At 36.3% G+C, this 21040-nt stretch carries 21 protein-coding genes; 20 read left to right on the top strand and 1 reads right to left on the bottom strand.

All coding sequences use genetic code 11. The features are described from left to right. The first annotated feature begins 21 nt into the window (after window positions 1–21). From OL233_RS05570 to OL233_RS05525, 10 genes are all read left to right on the top strand, one after another. Complete coding sequence (locus OL233_RS05570) at window positions 22–1110, top strand: ABC transporter ATP-binding protein (protein ID WP_275471371.1); 1089 nt, start codon at window positions 22–24, stop codon at window positions 1108–1110. An 11-nt stretch (window positions 1111–1121) separates the two neighbouring features. After that, entirely contained in the window at window positions 1122–1931 is an 810-nt protein-coding gene (locus OL233_RS05565) for an ABC transporter permease (protein WP_275471370.1), read from the top strand. Between the two features lie 2 nt (window positions 1932–1933). Continuing rightward, window positions 1934–2761: an ABC transporter permease gene (locus OL233_RS05560; protein WP_275471456.1), complete on the top strand. Its 828-nt coding sequence runs from the start codon at window positions 1934–1936 to the stop codon at window positions 2759–2761. Then, window positions 2758–3831, top strand: coding sequence for an ABC transporter substrate-binding protein (locus tag OL233_RS05555; protein WP_275471369.1), 1074 nt, complete (start codon window positions 2758–2760; stop codon window positions 3829–3831). Before OL233_RS05560 ends, OL233_RS05555 begins: the two co-directional genes overlap by 4 nt. Before the next feature lie 98 nt (window positions 3832–3929). Next, the gene (gene ispE, locus OL233_RS05550; protein ID WP_275471368.1) at window positions 3930–4796 is read left to right on the top strand and encodes a 4-(cytidine 5'-diphospho)-2-C-methyl-D-erythritol kinase; all 867 of its coding nucleotides are present in this window, start codon (window positions 3930–3932) and stop codon (window positions 4794–4796) included. A 171-nt stretch (window positions 4797–4967) separates the two neighbouring features. Then, on the top strand, window positions 4968–5654 hold the full coding sequence (locus tag OL233_RS05545; RefSeq protein WP_275471367.1) for a metal ABC transporter ATP-binding protein: 687 nt from the start codon (window positions 4968–4970) through the stop codon (window positions 5652–5654). Further along, entirely contained in the window at window positions 5627–6463 is an 837-nt protein-coding gene (locus tag OL233_RS05540) for a metal ABC transporter permease (RefSeq protein ID WP_275471366.1), read from the top strand. The genes OL233_RS05545 and OL233_RS05540 overlap by 28 nt, the downstream gene beginning before the upstream one ends. Window positions 6464–6609: 146 nt before the next feature. Continuing rightward, complete coding sequence (gene purR / locus OL233_RS05535) at window positions 6610–7425, top strand: pur operon repressor (protein WP_275471365.1); 816 nt, start codon at window positions 6610–6612, stop codon at window positions 7423–7425. Window positions 7426–7454: 29 nt separating this feature from the next. Further along, complete coding sequence (gene glmU, locus OL233_RS05530; RefSeq protein WP_275471364.1) at window positions 7455–8828, top strand: bifunctional UDP-N-acetylglucosamine diphosphorylase/glucosamine-1-phosphate N-acetyltransferase GlmU; 1374 nt, start codon at window positions 7455–7457, stop codon at window positions 8826–8828. 90 nt (window positions 8829–8918) lie between these two features. After that, entirely contained in the window at window positions 8919–9887 is a 969-nt protein-coding gene (locus OL233_RS05525) for a ribose-phosphate diphosphokinase (protein ID WP_126831793.1), read from the top strand. Window positions 9888–9931: 44 nt separating this feature from the next. Here OL233_RS05525 and mscL read toward each other — a convergent pair whose 3' ends face one another. After that, the gene (mscL, locus tag OL233_RS05520) at window positions 9932–10321 is read right to left on the bottom strand and encodes a large conductance mechanosensitive channel protein MscL (protein WP_126831792.1); all 390 of its coding nucleotides are present in this window, start codon (window positions 10319–10321) and stop codon (window positions 9932–9934) included. Window positions 10322–10610: 289 nt separating this feature from the next. On the opposite strand from mscL, the gene yfmF reads away from it, so the two are divergent. From yfmF to OL233_RS05470, 10 genes are all read left to right on the top strand, one after another. After that, on the top strand, window positions 10611–11873 hold the full coding sequence (gene yfmF, locus OL233_RS05515; RefSeq protein ID WP_275471363.1) for an EF-P 5-aminopentanol modification-associated protein YfmF: 1263 nt from the start codon (window positions 10611–10613) through the stop codon (window positions 11871–11873). Next, window positions 11873–13171, top strand: coding sequence for an EF-P 5-aminopentanol modification-associated protein YfmH (yfmH, locus tag OL233_RS05510; RefSeq protein WP_275471362.1), 1299 nt, complete (start codon window positions 11873–11875; stop codon window positions 13169–13171). Before yfmF ends, yfmH begins: the two co-directional genes overlap by 1 nt. Window position 13172: 1 nt before the next feature. Next, window positions 13173–13898, top strand: a complete 726-nt coding sequence (gene ymfI / locus OL233_RS05505) for an elongation factor P 5-aminopentanone reductase (RefSeq protein ID WP_275471361.1) — start codon at window positions 13173–13175, stop codon at window positions 13896–13898. 78 nt (window positions 13899–13976) lie between these two features. After that, window positions 13977–14750 carry a helix-turn-helix domain-containing protein gene (locus tag OL233_RS11410; RefSeq protein WP_437184406.1) on the top strand — a complete coding sequence of 258 codons (774 nt, stop codon included), beginning with the start codon at window positions 13977–13979 and terminating at the stop codon, window positions 14748–14750. 42 nt (window positions 14751–14792) lie between these two features. Beyond that, a complete protein-coding gene (gene pgsA, locus OL233_RS05495; RefSeq protein WP_275471359.1) occupies window positions 14793–15371 on the top strand; it encodes a CDP-diacylglycerol--glycerol-3-phosphate 3-phosphatidyltransferase in 579 nt (192 codons plus the stop codon). A 111-nt stretch (window positions 15372–15482) separates the two neighbouring features. Then, entirely contained in the window at window positions 15483–16751 is a 1269-nt protein-coding gene (locus OL233_RS05490) for a competence/damage-inducible protein A (RefSeq protein ID WP_275471358.1), read from the top strand. Between the two features lie 78 nt (window positions 16752–16829). Beyond that, window positions 16830–17864, top strand: coding sequence for a recombinase RecA (gene recA, locus OL233_RS05485; RefSeq protein WP_275471357.1), 1035 nt, complete (start codon window positions 16830–16832; stop codon window positions 17862–17864). Between the two features lie 228 nt (window positions 17865–18092). After that, a complete protein-coding gene (gene rny / locus OL233_RS05480) occupies window positions 18093–19652 on the top strand; it encodes a ribonuclease Y (protein WP_275471356.1) in 1560 nt (519 codons plus the stop codon). Window positions 19653–19786: 134 nt separating this feature from the next. Continuing rightward, window positions 19787–20587: a TIGR00282 family metallophosphoesterase gene (locus tag OL233_RS05475; RefSeq protein WP_126831784.1), complete on the top strand. Its 801-nt coding sequence runs from the start codon at window positions 19787–19789 to the stop codon at window positions 20585–20587. A 23-nt stretch (window positions 20588–20610) separates the two neighbouring features. Beyond that, window positions 20611–21027 (top strand): YlbF family regulator, encoded by a 417-nt coding sequence (locus OL233_RS05470; RefSeq protein ID WP_275471355.1) that lies wholly within the window; start codon window positions 20611–20613, stop codon window positions 21025–21027. Window positions 21028–21040: the final 13 nt, after the last annotated feature.

Below are 21040 nucleotides of genomic sequence, written 5' to 3'. Positions count from 1 at the left end.
ATATGAAAGGGTGGTAAGGAGATGGGAGAAAGCATTATTGTTTTTGATCAAGTAAAAAAAAGTTACAACGAGACAACTGTATTAAATAATGTGAGTTTTGAGATTGAGCAAGGGAAGTTTTACACGCTACTCGGACCATCTGGTTGTGGTAAGACTACAATTTTACGTTTAATTGCGGGGTTTATCGAGGCTAGTGAGGGCGAGATTTTATTAGAAGGGAAACGAGTGAATGATATTCCGGCCAATAAGCGAAAAGTAAATACTGTCTTTCAAGATTACGCGTTATTTCCTCACATGAATGTCTTTGATAATGTTGCATTTGGTTTAACAATTAAAAAAGTCCCGAAAGATAAAATTGAGAGTAAAGTGAAGGAAGTTCTGAAATTAGTTCAATTATCAGGGTTTGAAGACCGTGAAATTACAGAAATGTCAGGTGGTCAACGTCAACGTGTTGCTATTGCAAGAGCCTTGGCGAATGAACCAGAGGTACTTTTATTAGATGAGCCACTTTCTGCTTTAGATTTGAAATTACGAACAGATATGCAATATGAATTAAGAGAATTGCAAAAGCGTTTAGGGATTACCTTTATTTTTGTGACTCATGATCAAGAAGAAGCTTTAGCGATGAGTGATGAGATTTTTGTTTTAAATAAAGGGAAAATCGTTCAGAGTGGAACACCAGTTGATATTTATGATGAGCCAATTAACCGTTTTGTAGCAGATTTTATTGGTGAAAGTAACATTGTAAAAGGAAATATGCTAGAGGATAACTTGGTTCAATTCGTAGGTAAAACATTTGAATGTGTTGATGGTGGAATGCGTCCGAATGAAGCAATTGATGTGATGATTAGACCTGAAGATTTAACCTTAACAACCGTTGAAAACGGGAAGTTGATTATTAAAGTGGACAGCCAATTGTTCCGTGGCGTTCATTATGAAATTGTAGGCTTAGATGCTGAAGGAAATGAATGGGTGGTTCATTCGACTCGTAAAGCTAAAGAAGGTTCGCAAGTCGGATTATTCTTTGAACCAGAAGATATTCATGTCATGCGTTACAATGAATCGGAAGAGGAATTTGATGCACGTCTTGAAAGTTATGAGGAAGAATAGGAGGGACGTCAATGACTCAAACAAAACGAATTTATTCCATACCGTATGTGCTGTGGTTAGGGCTGTTTGTGATTGCGCCCGTACTACTTATTATTTATCAATCGTTTAAGGGGATTGATAACCAGTTTACATTAGCCAATTATAAAGAATATTTTTCATCGGGGACGTATCTCCGGATGACCTTAAACTCTGTTTGGTATGCATTTATTATCACGGTAGTGGTGTTATTAATTAGCTATCCCGCAGCGTATATTTTAAATAAAATGAAACATAAGCAGCTCTTATTGATGTTGATTATTTTACCAACATGGGTCAACTTATTGCTAAAAGCCTATGCATTTATCGGTATTTTTAGCACACATGGTACGATTAATCAATTTTTGATGTTTACTGGAATTGGCTCGAAACAGATTTTGTTTACAGATTTCAGTTTTATTTTTGTAGCAGCATATATTGAAATTCCATTTATGATTATGCCAATCTTTAATGCACTAGAAGAGATGAATCCTTCGTTAATCAGTGCCAGTCGTGACTTAGGTGCGAATAGTTGGGAGACCTTTCGTCGTGTGATTGTACCACTTTCGATGAATGGGGTTAAGAGCGGTGTTCAAGCCGTTTTTATTCCGTCATTAAGTTTATTCATGTTGACCCGTTTAATTGGTGGAAACCGAGTGATTACACTTGGAACAGCCATAGAAGAACATTTTATGGTGACTCAAAATTGGGGTATGGGTTCAACAATTGGCGTTGTGTTGATTGTTGCCATGCTAGCGATTATGCTTGTAACGGGTGAGCGTAAGAAGAAAGGGGGCCGTCATTAATGTTGAAGAAATTTGAGTGGTCAAAGCTTTATTTATTGGCGGTTTTTGCTTTGTTATATTTGCCAATTTTTTACTTGATTTTTTATTCTTTTAACGCTGGTGGCACGATGACTGATTTTACAGGGTTTACGTTAGATCACTATAAAGGAGTATTTTCAGATAAACGTTTAATAGGGATTGTATTGAATACGTTTATGTTGGCTTTTTTATCTGCTTTGATCGCTACGATCATTGGAACATTCGGAGCAATGATGATTTACTATACTAAGAAGCGTAAAAGTCGTAATGTGTTGGTGAGTTTAAATAATATTTTAATGGTGTCACCAGATGTTATTATCGGAGCGAGTTTCTTGATCTTCTTTACTTTTTTAGGTTTGAGTTTGGGATTTGCTTCAGTATTACTGTCACATATTGCCTTTAGTATTCCAATTGTTGTGCTGATGGTGTTACCGAAATTAAAAGAGATGAATGATTCGATGATTGATGCTGCACGTGATTTAGGGGCAGGGAATTGGACGGTTATTCGCAAAGTAATTTTACCATTTATCACACCGGGTGTAGTGGCAGGTTATTTTATGGCATTCACTTATTCCTTAGATGATTTTGCTGTGACATTTTTTGTAACTGGAAATGGATTTAGTACGTTATCTGTAGAAATTTATTCACGTGCACGACAAGGGGTTAGTTTGGAAATTAATGCGTTAAGTGCGTTACTGTTTGTTTTCTCAATGTTACTTGTGGCAGGTTATTATTTTATTAGCCAAGGCAATTTAACAAAGAAACAAAAAACACGTCGTAAAGCTCATCGAGAGGTGGTGGAGCATCTATGAAAAAATTAAGATCATTAGTTATCGGAATTGTTGGGATTATTGCTCTACTTTACCTAGGAAGTCATCAATTAGAGAAAGTGCAAGGCTTTTCCGGGGCGAATACACTCACAATTTATAATTGGGGTGATTATATTGACCCAAATTTGATTAAAAAATTTGAGAAAGAAACGTCTTATAAAGTCAGTTATGAAACGTTCGATTCTAATGAAGCGATGTTTACGAAGGTGCAACAAGGCGGAACGGCGTATGATATTACCATTCCGAGTGAATATATGATTCAGAAGATGATGAAAAATAATATGTTGAAGAAGCTAGATAGAACAAAGATAAAAGGTATGGATGCTATCGATCCAGCTTTTAAAAATTTAGCATTTGATCCTAATAATGATTATTCCATTCCTTATTTTTGGGGAACGTTAGGGATTATTTATAATGATAAGTTTGTTGATAAGGCAGATATGACAAGTTGGAATGACTTATGGCGACCAGAACTTCAAAATAATATCATGCTAATTGATGGTGCTAGAGAAGTGTTAGGACTAGCTTTAAATAGTGACAATCAGTCATTAAATAGTAAAGATATGGCTGAGTTAAAAGCTGCTAAGGAGAAATTAATGGGGATGGTGCCTAACGTTAAAGCGATAGTAGCCGATGAAATAAAAATGTACATGAGTAATGAAGAAAGTGCAGTAGCTGTCTCTTTTTCAGGTGAAGCAGCAGAAATGTTAGAGAACAATAATCATCTCCATTATGTCATACCAGAAGAAGGCAGTAACTTATGGTTTGATAACATCGTGATTCCTAAGACGGCTAAAAATATTGAGGGCGCATATGCTTTCATTAACTTCATGTTGGAGCCTGAAAATGCGGCAATTAACGCGGAATATATTGGGTATGCGACACCAAATAAAGAAGCTAAGAAATTATTACCAAAGGAAATTGTCGAGGATGAACAGTTTTATCCTAAAGAAGAGGTCATTAAAGAGTTACAAGTGTATGAAGATCTAGGTCCAGAGTACTTAGGTGTCTATAATGATTTATTTTTAGAATTTAAAATGCACCGTAAGTAAAAATGAAAATATAACGAGAGACATTGACCTTTTATTCCTATTTTTTTATGAATAAGGTATAATATTGAAGTTACAAATCTTAAAGAGGAGGGACTATCGTGGAAATTATTGAAAAAGCGCCAGCTAAAATCAATCTCGGTTTGGATATTTTACACAAAAGAGAAGATGGCTACCATGAAGTAAATATGGTTATGGCCAGTATTGATTTAGCAGACAAACTAATTTTCCGAGAGCTGCCTCAAAATGATATTATAATTGAAACGGATAGTAGCTTTTTACCCGTTGATCGTCGCAATCACGTGTATCAAGCGGCTAGTTTACTTAAAGAGCACTGCCGTATTGATAAAGGGGTTCATATAGAAGTAACCAAACGTATTCCTGTAGCAGCGGGTATGGCTGGAGGAAGTACGGATGCAGCAGCAACGCTAAGAGGGTTGAACAGATTATGGGAATTAAATTTGAGCTTAGATGAACTGGCTGAATTAGGTAAAAAAATTGGTTCAGATACGCCATATTGTGTACGAGGAAACACCTCTTTAGCAACAGGTAGAGGAGATGAGTTGTCACCATTACCAGCAATGCCAGCGTGTTGGGTAGTTGTTGTAAAACCTCGTGTTAGTGTGTCAACATGGACTATTTTTACAGATTTAGCAGTGGAGACGCTGCATCATCCCGATATAGAGGCTTTGGAAGAAGCGATTCGGTCAGGTGATTATCAGAAGATGGTTGCAAGTGTTGGCAATTCATTAGAGACGGCGACAACAGCGAAGCATCCAATTGTTGGTCAGATTAAAGAAAAAATGTTGAAATTCGGGGCAGATGCTGCACTCATGAGTGGGAGCGGTCCAACTGTTTATGCGTTATGTGATAAATATTCCCGAGCGCAACGTGTTTATAATGGTGTTAAAGGGTTCTGCGAAGAAGTATATATTGTAAGGACTTTAGAGGGCCAATTAGAAATTTAATGATATGAAACAAAAGTCATGAACACTCTATATTTAGATTGTTCATGACTTTTTTATAATAATCGAAGGCTTTCCTTGACGTTAGTCTAATAATAATGGTATTCTTTAAAACGTAATCTTTACGTTTTAAAGAATAGAAATAAAAATTGATGAAGAAATGAAGGTGTAACGATGACAAAACATTATATAGAAGTCAATAATGTCACGTTTTACTATGGTGAAGAGCCTGTATTGGAAGATATTTCTTATCATGTTGATCCAGGAGAATTTGTTATATTGACAGGAGAAAATGGGGCGGCTAAATCGACCCTTGTCCGTAATACGTTAGGCTTATTAACGCCAGCATCAGGAGATGTCACGATAGCTAAAACAAATGTGGAAGGAAAAAAATTAAGCATCGGTTACATTCCACAGCAAGTAGCGTCGTTCAATGCGGGTTTTCCTAGTACTGTATTGGAATTAGTTCAATCAGGGCGTTATCAACGTGGTCGTTGGTTTAAGCGATTTGATGAGACGGATCATCAACATGTCGAAAAAGCATTGAAATCTGTTGGCATGTGGGATATGAGAAACAAACGAGTAGGGGAATTATCGGGTGGTCAAAAGCAGCGTATTTGTTTGGCACGTATTTTTGCAACAGATCCAGATTTATTTATTTTAGATGAACCGACAACAGGGATGGATGAAACATCACGTGGCGATTTTTATGAATTACTACGTCACAATGCTCATGACCATAACAAAGCAATTTTGATGATTACACATGATCATGAGGATATTAAAGAGTATGCGGATAGACATATCCGTTTAGTGAGAAAGGAGGATTCCGAATGGCGATGCTTTCATATGAATTCATGAGACGAGCGATGTTAGCAGCAAGTTTCATGGCAATAATCGCACCACTTATTGGAGTATTTTTAGTTGTGAGAAGGCAGTCGTTATTAGCAGACACCTTATCTCATGTTTCCTTAGCGGGAATTGCATTAGGATTTTTTATTAATATAAATCCGACACTGACTACTTTATTCGTTGTCATCGTATCGGCTGTAGTATTAGAATATTTACGCATGGTTTATCAAACGTATTCTGAAGTGTCAACGGCGATCTTAATGTCTGGTGGACTTGCAACAGCTTTAGTGCTGATGAATGCTAATAAAGGTGACTCATCTATGAGGATTCAACAGTATTTATTTGGTTCGATTGTAACAATTAGCCAAGATCAAGTTATCATACTTGGTGTGCTCCTGATTTTATTAGTGATTATTTTTAGTTTATTTAAACGTCCAATGTATGTATTAACATTTGATGAAGATACAGCGCATGTTGATGGTTTACCGGTAAGATGGATGTCTTTACTATTTAATGTCTTAACAGGTATTGCTATTACGGTAATGATTCCAATTGCAGGTGCGTTATTAGTGTCAGCTATAATGGTACTTCCTGCGGCAATTTCTATGAGAATCGGACGTAGTTTTAACCAAGTCTTGTTAGTTAGTGTGGTTATTGGATTGATCGGCATGTTAGGCGGATTAGTAACGTCCTATCAAGTGGACACGCCACCAGGTGCGACGATTACTTTAATTTTTATTGGTATTTTCTTTTTAGTAATGGTCATAAAAAAAATAAAAACATATCTATACCAATCAAGAAAAAATAAGTCTATCTAATTAGATGGGCTTATTTTTTTTGATTTAAAAAGGATCAATAATTGATTATAAAAACGAACAATTTTTGTAATAATTGGCAAAAAGGCTAGGTTTATTGGGTAAAAAATCATATAATAGGGAGTGATTGTAAGAGAAGAGGTGACAGAATGAAAATCAGAAGAAGTGAACGATTAGTCGATATGACGCACTATTTGTTAGAGCATCCCCATACATTGATACCATTACCATTTTTTGCTGAACGTTATAGCTCAGCTAAATCGTCAATCAGTGAGGATTTGGGTATTATCAAAAAAACATTTCAAGAACGAAATAAAGGGATTTTAGAAACAGTGCCAGGTGCTGCTGGCGGGGTTAGATTTATTCCAGATATGACAGTTGAGCAAGCAGAAGAGGTGATAACGACACTATGTGATCGTTTATCAGAAAAAGACCGTCTGTTACCAGGGGGGTATGTCTATTTATCTGATTTATTAGGAGAGCCAGAGCTATTACGTCAGGTTGGTCAGATTATAGCTTCAAAATATAAAAATGAAAAAATCGACGCTGTGATGACAGTGGCAACAAAAGGGGTACCAATTGCGCAAGCTGTTTCGTACCATCTTAATGTCCCATTTGTTATCGTGAGACGTGATTCAAAAATTACTGAAGGATCAACGGTCAGTGTAAATTATGTATCAGGTTCATCTGAACGAATTGAAAAGATGGAACTATCTAAGCGTAGTCTGAAACGTGGCTCGAGAGTGCTAGTTGTGGATGACTTTATGAAGGGCGGAGGTACCGTAAATGGTATGAAAGCCTTAATTGAAGAATTTGAATCAGAGTTAGTTGGGATCACAGTATTTGCGGAATCAACTTTCAGTGGAAGACGTATGATTGAATCATATCAATCGTTATTATGTGTCAAAGATGTGGATGTTTCAACGAAAACAATTACGGTTGTACCGGGAACATATTTTAACTAAGAGAGTTAGTTTATAGGAGGATGTTATAAATGACAAAACGTTATGCCATTATATTAGCGGCGGGACAAGGGTCACGTATGAAATCAAAGAAATATAAAGTGTTACATGAAATTGCAGGGCAGGCAATGGTAGAGCACGTAGTAGGTAATGTGGAGAAATTATCACCAGAAAAAATAGTTACAGTAGTTGGTTTTGGCGCAGAGAGCGTTAAAGAAAAATTAGGTGAGCGTTCAGAATACGCGTTACAGTCAGAACAATTAGGGACAGGTCATGCTGTTTTAATGACAAAAGAGTTACTTGAAAAAGCAGAAGGGACAACACTAGTTGTTTGCGGAGACACGCCTTTAATTACAGCAGAAACATTAGATTCTTTGTTTACAGAGCATGAAAAATCAAAAGCTAAGGCGACAATTTTAACAGCCCATGCTGAAAGTCCATTTTCATATGGTCGAATCATCAGAGATGAAAATGGTCACGTAGAACGTATTGTGGAAGAAAAAGATGCGAATGAAGTCGAAAGACAAGTTCAAGAAATTAATACAGGAACATTCTGTTTTGATAATAAAGCAATGTTTGAAGCTCTCGCACAAGTTGGAAATAACAACGCTCAAGGAGAGTATTATTTACCAGACGTAATCGGTATTTTACAAGAAAAAGGTGAAATTGTTTCTGCCTATCAAATGAAAGAATTTAAAGATTCTATTGGGATTAATGACCGCATGGCATTAGCAGAAGCAACTAAGACAATGCGTCAACGTTTAAATCGTCAACATATGGTAAATGGTGTGACGTTTGTTAACCCAGAAGCAACCTATATTGATGCAACGGTTACAATCGGAAATGACACTGTCATCGAAGCAGGCGTAAGCTTGAAAGGTAACACTGTCATTGGTTCGGGTTGTCATATTGGAGCGAACAGTGAAATCATTGATAGCGTGATTGGCGATGATGTCAAAGTTATTTCATCACATATTGAAGGCGCAACAGTTGGAAACGGCAGTGATGTTGGTCCGTTTGGTCGTTTACGTCCAAATGCTGAGCTAGCTGAAAATGTTCATGTCGGTAACTTCGTGGAAATTAAAAATGCTCAGATTAAAAAAGATTCTAAAGTGGGGCATTTAACATATGTTGGCGATGCTGAAGTTGGCGAAAATGTTAATATCGGATGCGGTACAGTTTTTGTTAACTATGATGGGAAAAATAAACACCGTTCAATTATAGGCGACAATGTTTTCTTAGGTTGTCATACAAGTATTGTGTCTCCAGTGACGATTGGGAATGGGGCATTTACAGCAGCAGGTTCAACGATTACAAAAGATGTTCCTGAAAATTCTTTAGCGATTGCACGTGAAACTCAAGTTAATAAAGAGCAATATGCTAAAAAACTACCGTATTCACAATAAATTCTTAGAATAACTTGATTTTCTACGTGAAAATGACTAGTATTTAATATGAAAACAAAAATTTTTCTTAAAAAGAAAGCGGAGGTCCTCATGTCAAAACATTACTTTGATCCAAGACTGAAAATATTTGCCTTAAACTCTAACAAAAAGTTAGCGGAAAAAATTGCAAATGCAGTAGGAGTAGAGTTAGGTAAATCATCAGTAAACCAATTTAGCGACGGAGAAATTCAAATTAATATTGAAGAAAGTATCCGTGGTGATCATGTTTACTTGATTCAATCAACAAGCTCACCTGTCAATGATAACTTAATGGAGTTATTAATTATGATTGATGCGTTAAAACGTGCGAGTGCGAAAACAATTAACGTTGTTATGCCTTATTACGGCTACGCTCGTCAAGATAGAAAAGCTCGTTCTCGTGAGCCTATCACAGCTAAATTAGTAGCGAATATGTTAACAGCAGCAGGAGCAAACCGTGTTCTAACATTAGATTTACATGCGGTACAAATTCAAGGATTCTTTGATATTCCAGTTGACCATTTAATGGCAGCACCTCTTTTAGCTGAGTACTTCATTGATAATGGTTATGTTGGCGACGATACAGTTGTTGTCTCACCAGATCATGGTGGCGTGACACGTGCTCGTAAATTGGCAGAATTCTTAAAAGCACCAATCGCAATTATTGATAAACGTCGTCCAAAAGCTAACGTAGCTGAAGTGATGAATATTATTGGTAATGTCGATGGTAAAAAATGTATCTTAATCGATGACATGATCGACACAGCAGGTACAATTACATTAGCAGCAAAAGCATTGAAAGATGCTGGCGCAACAGAAGTTTTAGCGTGCTGTACACACCCAGTTTTATCAGGACCAGCGTTTGAAAGATTAGATAATTCACCAATCGAAAAAGTGATTGTAACGGATTCTATCTACTTACCAGATGAAAATAGAATTGATAAGATTGAAGAAGTGAGTGTTGGCGCTCTTATTGGAGATGCTATTAAACGCATTCACGAAAACAAACCAGTTAGTCCACTTTTTGAGAAAAAAAGATAAATAAAAAAACTCTCTAACACTTGTTAGAGAGTTTTTTGTTTGGCTTATTTTTTAGATAATAAATCGCGGATTTCCATTAATAATTGTTCAGTTGCTTCCATTTCATCTTCGACTTCTTCTTCTTTGTTAACACCTGACATATCGCGTGCTTTGTTAACTGTTTTAACGATTGCAAAAACAACAATAGCAGTGATGAAGAATGTGATAATCGCACTGATTACCATTCCGTAACCAAATTCTACACCATTAAATGTGTAAGACATTTTCTCCATATTTTTAACACCGAATAAACTAATAACAAGTCCAACTAATGGTGTGATAAGACCTTCAACGATTGCTTTAACGATTGCTGTAAAAGCACCACCGATTACAACCCCGATTGCTAAGTCTAATACATTTCCTTGCATGATAAACTCTTTAAATTCTTTAATCAAAACAATTTCCCCCTTTTTGTTTTATATTAAACTTATAGAAAACTAACAGGAAGACAAAAATAAGAGCCCTTTCTTTCGTTAGGACTGTTTTTATGGTCTTTTGCCAGTGACTATCAGTATAATAATGTCGAATTCTATGCTATCATAAATTGAGAAATAGGGCTAGTATAAAAAACTAAAAAGGTAGAAATAGCCCAACACTAACCTTTAATAGATGTTTAATGAACAACGGAGAGGTTTCGTATAGGTGAGAATAGTTAGTTTAGATGAGAGAGGAAGTTGTATTAGAGTGGATAAATTAAAAAATGGAATTAACTTTCATGTTATTCCTACAGAAAAATATAAAACGGTCCGTATGATGATGCGCTTTTCAGCACCGTTGTCAGTAGAGACTATTAGTAAACGGACACTATTAGCGAGTATGTTAGAGACGAGTTCCAAAAAATATAATACTCAATTAGCAGTTAGCGAAAAATTAGCTGATATGTATGGTGCAAGCTATGGTATTAATGTGGGGAAAAAAGGACAGACCCATTATTTAAGTGTTATTTTTAATAGTGTAAATGACAAGTATTTACCTAATGAAGAAGATGTTATTTCTGAAGGGATTTCCTTTGTGAAGGAAATGTTATTTAATCCTGCTATTGAAGCGGGAGAATTTGATAAGGATACCTTTTATAGAGAACAAAAAAATCTTCAAGAGTATATTGCATCAGTAAGTGATGATAAGCAAAGTTTAGCCTCGCTTAAACTTCAAGAAGTTTATTTTTCTGAAGATGATAATCAAAAATATCCAAGTTTTGGGACAATTGAAGAAGTAGGGAAAGAAACCCCAGCTAGCTTGGCAGCCTATTATACTCAAATGCTAGCAGAAGATACTGTAGATATTTTTGTTATTGGTGATGTATCCGCAGAGAAATTAAGGCATCAAATTGATGCTTTGCCTTTTGGGGAGCGTTCAGAAGTAACAGAGCAAGCTTTCTATAGTCAAGAAGTAAAAAAAGAGGTCATTATAAAAGAAGAAACATATAATATTTCTCAAGCCAAATTAAATCTAGCTTACAACACAAACTGTTATTACTATGATCAAGATTATTTTGCTATGCAAATTTTTAATGGACTTTTTGGTGGTTTTCCTCACTCCAAATTATTTATGAATGTTCGTGAAAAAGAAAGTATGGCTTATTATGCATCGAGTTCGTTAGATACTTTCAGAGGGTTATTAACCGTTCAAACAGGTATTGATGGTCAAAATCGTGAGAGGGTCGAATTGTTAATTCAAGAACAATTGATTAGTCTTGTTAGAGGAGAAATATCAGAAGATGAATTATCTCAAACGAAGGAGATGTTAAAAAATCACTACTTCTTATCATTAGATAATCCAGCTGCGGTTATTGAAGCTGCATTTTTACAGGAAAAATTACCGCAATCAAATATAACTGCGGATGAATGGGTAGAAAAATTAGAGGCTGTTACGATAGAAGACATTCAAAAAGTAGCGGATAAAGTGACACTACAAGCGACGTACTTTATGACAGGAGGAGCAGAATAATGGAAAAAATAGTTTATTCAGGAGTCAATGAAGTTATCTATAAAGAAAAAATGGCTAACGGTCTAACTGTTATTTTGCTTCCAAAAGAAGACTTTAATAAGACATATGGTTTATTTACAACAGACTATGGTTCAATTGATAATCATTTTATTCCGTTAGGTGAGACGGATCCGGTCCTTGTACCAGATGGTATTGCTCATTTTCTAGAGCATAAAATGTTTGAAAAAGAGACGGGTGACGTTTTTCAAAACTTTGGAGCGCAAGGGGCCTCAGCAAATGCCTATACGAGTTTTACTAAAACAAGCTATCTTTTTTCAACGACAAGTAAAGTATCAGAAAATATGACAACACTCTTAGATTTCGTTCAAGATCCTTATTTTACGGAAGAAACGGTTGAAAAAGAAAAGGGAATTATCGGCCAAGAAATCCAAATGTATCAAGATGACTCAAATTGGCGTTTATTCTTTGGGATTATTGGTAATATGTATCCGAATCATCCGCTACATATTGATATTGCAGGGACAATCGAGAGTATTGCTGAAATAACAGCAGAAGATTTACACTTATGTTATCGTACGTTCTATCATCCAAGTAATATGAATTTACTTGTAGTTGGTAAGATGGAACCAGAAGAAATGATGACTCTTATTCGAGAGAATCAAGATAAAAAAGAGTTTAAGCCGTCCGAGCCAATTAAACGTCTAAATCCAACAGGGAATCAAGATTATTTGATTAAAACAAGTAGTATCAAAATGCCAGTAAATAGAAGTAAAGTAATAGTTGGAGTTAGAGGAGATGACGTTTTACCAGAAGATGGAATGGGGTTACTTCGTTATCAAACGACAGCAGGTCTACTGTTCCAGTTGTTATTTGGTGACACTTCTACAACAAGAGAACGTTTATACAACGAAGGATTAATTGATGATAGTTTTGGTTATGATTTCACTTTGGATAGAGGATTTCATTTTGCTGATTTTGGTGGAGATAGTGCAAAGCCAGAAGAACTAGCTAATGAAATAAAATCAATCTTGTTAAATGCGGCAACAAGTCCAGATTTAACAGAGGAGAAGCTAACTCTATTAAAGAAAAAAATGCTCGGAAAACACCTTCAATCGCTTAATTCATTAGAATTTATTGCTCGTAAGTTTAGTCAAATGAGTTATGGGGAAGCAACCTTGTTCGATTTAGTTGAAGTAATAGATCATATTACTTTAGAAGACATTCATGAAGTTAGATCAAAATTTATTAAAAAAGAAAGCATTAGCGAGTTTTATATTTATCCCGAAGAGGAGAAATAGGATGCCATATGCATTAGTTTTAGGTGCGAGTGGTGATATTGGTGAAGCTTGTGTGATGCGTTTAGCGGCAGAAGGTTGGTCTATTTATTGTCACTTTAATAAAAATCAGAAAAAAAGTTCAGATTTAGTAAAAAAATTAACTGAAAAGTATCCTAAACAAGATTTTTTTATGATACAGTTAGATATGTCTGAAAAAAAAGTTTCGGCAACATTTTTTGAACAATTATTCCAGGTTGATGCCGTGATTTTTGCCAGTGGTGATACAGTGTACAAGCTACTGACAGATACAACAGTTGATGAGATGGATGCCCTGTGGAATTGTATGGTAAAATCCCCTATACAAATTTGCCAGAACCTTCAAAGTAAATTGGCTAAAACAAAAAAAGGACGTATTATTTTTATAGGTTCAGTTTATGGTTTGGTTGGCAGTGCTATGGAAGTGGTTTATAGCACGGTAAAAGGAGCACAACAAAGCTTTGTAAAAGCATATGCACAAGAAGTTGCATCACTTGGTATTACGGTCAATTTGGTAGCTCCAGGTGCAGTAGCGACGAAAATGAATGAGGCATGGACAACTGAAGAATTAGAAGACCTACGTATAGAGATTCCTGTGGGACGTTTAGCTGAGCCAGAAGAAGTAGCAGGAGCTGTTAATTATTTAGCGAGTGATTCTGCATCATACTTGACTGGAATAGTCCTACCAGTAACAGGTGGATGGAAAATGTAGGATGTAATTATATAGAAAAAGGGTGAGTTTGTGAGGACGATTGGAGATATTTTAAGGAAAGCCCGTATAGAAAAAGGCTTGACTATTGAAGAATTACAACAGGCAACTAAAATTCAAACGCGTTACTTAGAATTAATAGAAGCAAATAAATTTGATGAATTACCCGGTGATTATTATGCCCGTTCTTTTATTCGTCAATATGCTAATGAAGTTGGCGAAGATGGCGATTACTTAGCAGATCGTTTTGATGGTGTCGTAGTGGATGAGAATGTGGTAGTGGAAGTAACAAAGGTAGAAGAAGAGCGTTCGAATTTAAGCAGAGATCGTTACTCTGATAGGAAACCGAATGTTGTAAAATCAAATCTTCCAATGCTTCTTTTATTTGCTGTTGCAGCGTTTATTATTTTTGGAATAGGCTTTTTGACGCTTCGTTCAACAGAAGATGAACCTTTAATTAAAAAAGCAGATAAAGTAGTGGTTAAAAAGAAGGAACCTATAAAGAAAGAAGATGTTGAAGAAGCACCAGACGATCTAGATATTAACTTTGATAGTCAAGAAGGTTATAATGTTACTATGACTGTCTTGAATGCAGAAGGGCCTTTAGATTTAGAATTTTTAGGCAAAGATGCTAGATGTTGGGTAGGTGTTATGATTGACGGGGAATACGTGTATGATCAGACACTAGAAGCGGGTGAATCAGGGGAGACAACATTACCTGAAGGAACAACTCAAGCTAGAATTGTGCTGGGTAATGTTAGTAATGCAGAAGTTAAAATTAACGGTCAGGATCTTGAATTTAATCCAGAGGGTGACGAAGCAGTAAAACGTAATATCAAATTATTGATTGAATAGGTTTAGTTATGACGATAATGAGTTAAAGGAAGGTGCTTTAAAGTGAATTTACCAAATAAGTTAACGGTAATCAGAATATGTATGATTCCGGTATTTTTAATAGTAGTGGCCGATGTTATGGCATGGGGAAATATGTCGATTGCGGGAACAGCTATCCCAGTTAATCAATTTGTTGGGATGATAATATTTGCGGTTGCGAGTATCACAGACTGGCTAGATGGTAAAATTGCCCGTTCTCAAGGTCTAGTTACCAACTTCGGAAAATTTGCAGATCCTCTAGCAGATAAAATGTTAGTTATGACAGCCTTTATTGTGCTTGTCTCACAAGGGGAAGTACCAGCTTGGATTGCGGCAGTTATTGTTTGTCGTGAACTAGCAGTAACAGGTTTACGTTTGTTATTAGTAGAAGATGGTGAAGTTATGGCAGCAGCATGGCCTGGTAAAGTAAAAACAGCCACTCAAATGTTAGCGATTATTTTCTTGATGATTAATAATGCACCATTCGAAGCGTTAGGTTTACCGGTAGCAACGATTTTACTTTATGTTTGTTTAGCTTTTACTATTTATTCAGGCGTAGATTACTTTATTAAAAATAGTCACGTATTCAAGGGTTCTATGTAATAGAAAAACAACGAGTAAGCTCGTTGTTTTTTTTTTGTTTAAATTTGTGTGATATAATTTTGTAGAAAGTATCACTTTACGCGAATATTATAAAGAATGGGTGTGGCAGTCATGAAAGCAGAGATTATTGCAGTAGGAACAGAGCTTTTGTTAGGGCAAGTGGTGAATACGAATGCAACATACCTTTCAGAAGAATTAGCAGGATTAGGTTATGAAGTTTATTATCAGACGGTGGTAGGAGATAATCCTGGACGCTTAAAAACACTTTTAGAATTGGCGGATACCAGAAGTGAACTAGTTATTTTATGTGGTGGGTTAGGACCGACTGACGATGATATCACGCGTGATATTTTAGCTGAACATTTAAACGAGGCTCTGGTAATGGACCAAAAGGCTTTGGATTATGTCGTATCATATATATCGAAATCCGGCCGACCAATGACGCCGAATAATAAACGTCAAGCTTTGGCAATTTCCAATGGTCAAGTTTTAGAAAATCCAGTGGGTCTAGCGATTGGGACCTTTTATCAAGCAGAGAAGACGGCTTATATGGTATTACCTGGACCGCCAAGAGAATTAAAAGGCATGTTTGAAGAATCAGCTAAGCCTGTTTTGAAAGAGTTGCTACCTCAAAAGATGAAACTAACATCACGTGTCTTACGTTTTTATGGGATTGGAGAATCGCGCTTAGTGACAGAATTAGCAGAGTTGATTACCAATCAAACTAACCCAACAATAGCTCCGTATGCTAAAACGAATGAAGTAACATTACGTTTGACAGCGAAAACTGAGACAAATGAAAAGGCGCTTCTATTGCTAAATGAAATGGAAGAAAAAATTCAAGAAAAAGTTGGGTTATATTTTTATGGTTACGGTGAAACTAACTCGTTGCAAAATGAATTGGTCAATGTATTAAAGCAGATGGGTAAGACACTATCAAGCGTGGAGTGTTTAACATCAGGATTATTCCAAAGTACGATTTCAACGATACCGGGTTCGGATTTAATAAGTAAGGGAGGCGTTATTTTCCCCTCCCTCAATCAATTGGTTACTTCTTTACCAAATGTATCCAGTCAAAATGAATCAAATGATTATTTAGATGAACAGTTATTAACGCTTGTTGCTGGAAACTGTTGTCAGATGTTTGAAACAGATTACGCGATTGCGATTGCGGGTATAACAGATAGTTGTCAGAGTGAAAGCTATGATGTTGGTGAGGTTGCTATAGCGTTAACTGACCGAACAGGGAAGCAAGAAGTGATGCGCTATAATTTTGGGGGTAATAAGGCTTCTATTCAATATCAAGCAGTTCTAAAAGGAATGGACCTAATAAGGCGTCGACTATTATTCGAACAAATAGACACGAACAAACATTCGTAAAAAGCTTGATTTTTTAAGTGAGAAAAAGTATGATAGGTATAGAAATAAATTCGGGAACAAATAAGGAGGCATATTTAATTGGCAGATGATCGTAAAGTAGCACTGGATGCTGCGTTAAAAAAAATAGAAAAAAATTATGGCAAAGGGTCAATCATGAAACTTGGCGAGAAAGTGGATACACAAATTTCAACAATCCCTAGTGGCTCCCTAGCATTAGACGTGGCGTTAGGTGTAGGTGGTTATCCTCGTGGACGTATTGTAGAAGTATATGGTCCAGAGAGTTCAGGTAAGACAACAGTGGCCTTACACGCCATTGCAGAGGTACAAAAGCAAGGAGGAACAGCTGCATTTATCGATGCCGAGCATGCCTTAGATCCTAAATATGCACAAAATTTAGGTGTTAATATTGATGAGTTACTACTATCTCAACCAGATACTGGGGAACAAGGCCTTGAGATTGCTGATGCTTTAGTTTCAAGTGGCGCTATTGACATTGTAGTTGTCGATTCGGTTGCTGCTTTAGTACCGAGAGCTGAGATTGACGGTGAAATGGGAGACTCTCATGTTGGGTTACAAGCGCGTTTGATGTCTCAAGCCCTACGTAAATTATCAGGTTCTATCAATAAAACTAAAACAATTGCTTTATTCATTAACCAAATTCGTGAGAAAGTTGGTGTAATGTTTGGTAACCCAGAGATCACACCAGGTGGACGTGCACTTAAATTTTACGCGACAGTTCGCTTAGAAGTACGTCGTGCTGAGCAATTAAAAAACGGAACGGATATCATTGGTAACCGTACGAAAATTAAAGTTGTAAAAAACAAAGTTGCTCCGCCTTTTAAAGTAGCAGAGGTCGACTTAATGTACGGGTTAGGTATTTCAAAAGCTGGTGAACTCTTAGATATGGCTTCAGAAAGAGATATTGTAGACAAAAGTGGTGCATGGTATTCTTATAAAGAAGAACGTATTGGACAAGGTCGTGAAAATGCTAAAAATTATATGATGGCCCATCCAGAGATGTACGATGAAATTGAAAAACGTGTTCGTAATGAATATGGTATAGGTGATGACATCGAAGTTGAAGAAGATGAAGTGACATTAGATTTAGAATAGAATTAAAAGACAGGTGATTTTCACCTGTCTTTTTTTTATTTTAAAGACGTTAAATTAAAGGAATGAACAGTAATTATAAGTTGACACGCATAGGCACAACTATTAGAATGAAATATGTATATAAAGTTATTTTTATACAGTTATGCATGTAGGGCATATTGATAAGTAGTTTGATGTTTATCAACTAAAAACTACATATAGAAACACAGATAATACGGAGGTGTACAGATGGGTATTTTAACAGTAATCCTCGGTATCATCATATTAATTGTCGGTCTCATTGGTGGTTTTATTAGTGCAAATAGTCGCCATAAAAAAGCGATTGATGGTGCTAAAACATCGGCGGAAGGTATCTTAGCAGCAGCTGCTAAAGAAGCTGAAACGTTAAAAAAAGAATCGTTATTGGAGTCGAAAGAAGAGAACCAAAAGTATCGTCTAACTATTGAAAGTGAGTTGAAAGAACGCAGAGATGAAGTGAAGGTACAAGAAAGTCGCTTACTGCAACGTGAAACTAATCTTGATCGTAAAGATGAAACATTAGTAAAACGCGAACACTCGCTAGAAGAAAAAGAAGATAAACTGGATTCTAAACAACAGTTAATTGGTGAACGAGAAAAAGAAGTAACTGAATTAATTGAAGCGAAGCAAAAAGAATTAGAAAAAGTAGCCGCATTATCTCGTGAAGAAGCACGTGATATTATCATGACAACTACTGAAGAAGAGTTAACTCACGAAGTAGCCTTAATGGTTAAAGATAGTGAGCGTAAGGTTAAAGAAGAGGCAGACCGTAAAGCTAAAAATATTTTATCACTTGCTATGCAGCGTTGTGCTGGGGATCAAGTATCCGAAGCAACTGTATCTGTTGTTACATTACCGAATGATGAAATGAAGGGGCGTATTATTGGTCGTGAAGGTCGTAATATTAGAACTCTAGAAACATTAACAGGGATTGATTTGATTATTGATGATACGCCAGAAGCAGTAGTATTATCAGGATTTGATCCGATTCGTCGTGAAACAGCTCGTATTGCGCTTGAAAAATTAATTCAAGATGGTCGCATTCATCCAGCTCGTATTGAAGAAATGGTAGAGAAAGCACGTAAAGAAATGGATGAAACAATCCGTGAATACGGTGAGAATGCTGCCTTCGAAGTTGGTGCTCATACGTTACACCCAGACTTGATTAAAATTATGGGTCGCATGAGATTCCGTACAAGTTATGGTCAAAATGTGTTGAACCACTCAATTGAAGTTGCTAAATTAACAGGAGTTCTAGCGGCAGAGTTAGGTGAAGATGTTGAATTAGCAAAACGTGCAGGTTTCTTACATGATATTGGTAAGGCTCTTGACCGTGAAGTTGAAGGGTCTCATGTTGAGATTGGAACGGAATTAGCTAAGAAATACAAAGAACATCCAGTTGTTATTAATGCAATTGCATCACATCATGGCGATACAGAAGCGACATCTGTCATTTCTGTTTTAGTAGCAGCAGCTGATGCTTTGTCAGCAGCACGTCCAGGTGCGAGAAGCGAATCATTAGAAAACTATATTAAGCGTTTAGAGCGTCTTGAAGGGATTTCCAATGACTTCCCTGGTGTTGAGTCTAGTTTTGCTATTCAAGCGGGTCGTGAGGTTCGTATCATGGTTAAACCTGATGAAATATCTGATGATGAATCAGCAATCTTAGTTCGTAAGATTCGTAAGCGTATCGAAGATGAATTGGATTATCCAGGTCACATTAAAGTAACAGTTGTTCGTGAAACACGTTCAGTTGATTACGCTAAATAATAATTTTTAAAGAAGAGTAAGGCTATTAGCTTTATTCTTCTTTTTTTATGTTGTGAAGTAACTAGTATTCTTCCAATTAGGTGTTAAAATTGATAGAATAGGTACAGATATTAGAGAGAAGAGGAAGACAATTTATGCGTATTTTATTTGTAGGAGATGTTGTAGGGTCAATGGGAAGAGATATGATTACTGACTATCTACCAAAATTGAAAAAGAAATTTCGTCCGCAAGTGACGATTGTAAATGGTGAAAATGCGGCATCTGGTCGAGGTATCACTGAAAAAATATATAAAAAATTTCTACAAGATGGCGCTGACGTCGTAACATTAGGAAATCATACGTGGGATAATCGAGATATTTTTGAATTTATAGCAGATGCTAAAAAAATGGTGAGACCAGCAAACTTTCCAGAAGCGACAACGCCAGGTCAAGGCATTGTTTATGTGAAAGTTAATCAAGTAGAATTAGCGGTTATTAATCTACAAGGACGTACATTTATGGTTGATCTAGATGATCCGTTTAAAAAAATTGATGAGATGGTAACCGAGGCACGTAAACGTACACCACTTATTTTTGTTGATTTCCATGCTGAAACAACAAGTGAAAAACAAGCAATGGGCTGGTTTTTAGATGGACGTGTTTCAGCGGTTTTAGGAACGCACACTCATGTCCAAACAAATGATGCACGTATTTTACCAGAAGGAACAGCTTATCTAACAGATGTTGGGATGACAGGACCATATGATGGTATTTTAGGAATGAAACGTGATGCGGTAATTGGGAAATTTAGAACAGCATTACCTCACCGTTTTGAAGTGGTCGAAAGTGGACGTTCTAATTTATCATATGCGGTATTAGAAATAGATGACCAAACAGGTCGCGCTAAGAAAATTGAAATCGGTCAAATTAATGAGGACAGCCCTTTTAAAGATTAAAAGTGGAAGGTGGAGTAGTTAAGATGTCAGATAATGGCCCAAAAATTAGCGATGAAAAAGTGGAGCAAGCTTTAAACTCGCTTATTACGCTATTAAATCAAAGTGAAATTATTAGAGATTATAAAGCAATAGAAGCAAAAGTTGAAGGGCATGAAGGACTAGTTGCTCTTGTAGAAGAAATCAAAGCAGAGCAAAAAAATGCTGTTAAATTTGCGCATTATGGAAAACCAGAGGCGGAAAAAGTGGCGCTTAAAGAGGCGGACAGATTAACCGAAGAATTTGATAATCACCCCTTAGTTATTCGTTATCGTGAAAAACTCATCGATGCAAATGATTTGTTACAGCATTTGACAAAGCGTTTTGAGACACAGTTTAATCATCGTCTGGAAAAGGACATGTTGGATTTCATTAGAAATGAAACAATAGGAACAAAAGAATAAGGAAGTGACAAAA

It is taken from the genome of Vagococcus proximus (assembly GCF_029143285.1).
Classification (GTDB): domain Bacteria; phylum Bacillota; class Bacilli; order Lactobacillales; family Vagococcaceae; genus Vagococcus_D; species Vagococcus_D proximus.
The sequence above is the reverse complement of the archived record's forward strand: the minus strand, read 5'-3'. Positions and strand labels throughout refer to the sequence as shown.

Bases quoted from the DNA above. Each gene is read 5' to 3' on its own strand.
- OL233_RS05570 (WP_275471371.1), top strand. From the start codon at position 22: ATGGGAGAAAGCATTATTGTTTTTGATCAAGTAAAAAAAAGTTACAAC.
- OL233_RS05565 (WP_275471370.1), top strand. From the start codon at position 1,122: ATGACTCAAACAAAACGAATTTATTCCATACCGTATGTGCTGTGGTTA.
- OL233_RS05555 (WP_275471369.1), top strand. From the start codon at position 2,758: ATGAAAAAATTAAGATCATTAGTTATCGGAATTGTTGGGATTATTGCT.
- OL233_RS05545 (WP_275471367.1), top strand. From the start codon at position 4,968: ATGACAAAACATTATATAGAAGTCAATAATGTCACGTTTTACTATGGT.
- OL233_RS05540 (WP_275471366.1), top strand. From the start codon at position 5,627: ATGGCGATGCTTTCATATGAATTCATGAGACGAGCGATGTTAGCAGCA.
- purR (WP_275471365.1), top strand. From the start codon at position 6,610: ATGAAAATCAGAAGAAGTGAACGATTAGTCGATATGACGCACTATTTG.
- glmU (WP_275471364.1), top strand. From the start codon at position 7,455: ATGACAAAACGTTATGCCATTATATTAGCGGCGGGACAAGGGTCACGT.
- OL233_RS05525 (WP_126831793.1), top strand. From the start codon at position 8,919: ATGTCAAAACATTACTTTGATCCAAGACTGAAAATATTTGCCTTAAAC.
- yfmH (WP_275471362.1), top strand. From the start codon at position 11,873: ATGGAAAAAATAGTTTATTCAGGAGTCAATGAAGTTATCTATAAAGAA.
- ymfI (WP_275471361.1), top strand. From the start codon at position 13,173: ATGCCATATGCATTAGTTTTAGGTGCGAGTGGTGATATTGGTGAAGCT.
- OL233_RS05490 (WP_275471358.1), top strand. From the start codon at position 15,483: ATGAAAGCAGAGATTATTGCAGTAGGAACAGAGCTTTTGTTAGGGCAA.
- rny (WP_275471356.1), top strand. From the start codon at position 18,093: ATGGGTATTTTAACAGTAATCCTCGGTATCATCATATTAATTGTCGGT.
- OL233_RS05475 (WP_126831784.1), top strand. From the start codon at position 19,787: ATGCGTATTTTATTTGTAGGAGATGTTGTAGGGTCAATGGGAAGAGAT.
- OL233_RS05470 (WP_275471355.1), top strand. From the start codon at position 20,611: ATGTCAGATAATGGCCCAAAAATTAGCGATGAAAAAGTGGAGCAAGCT.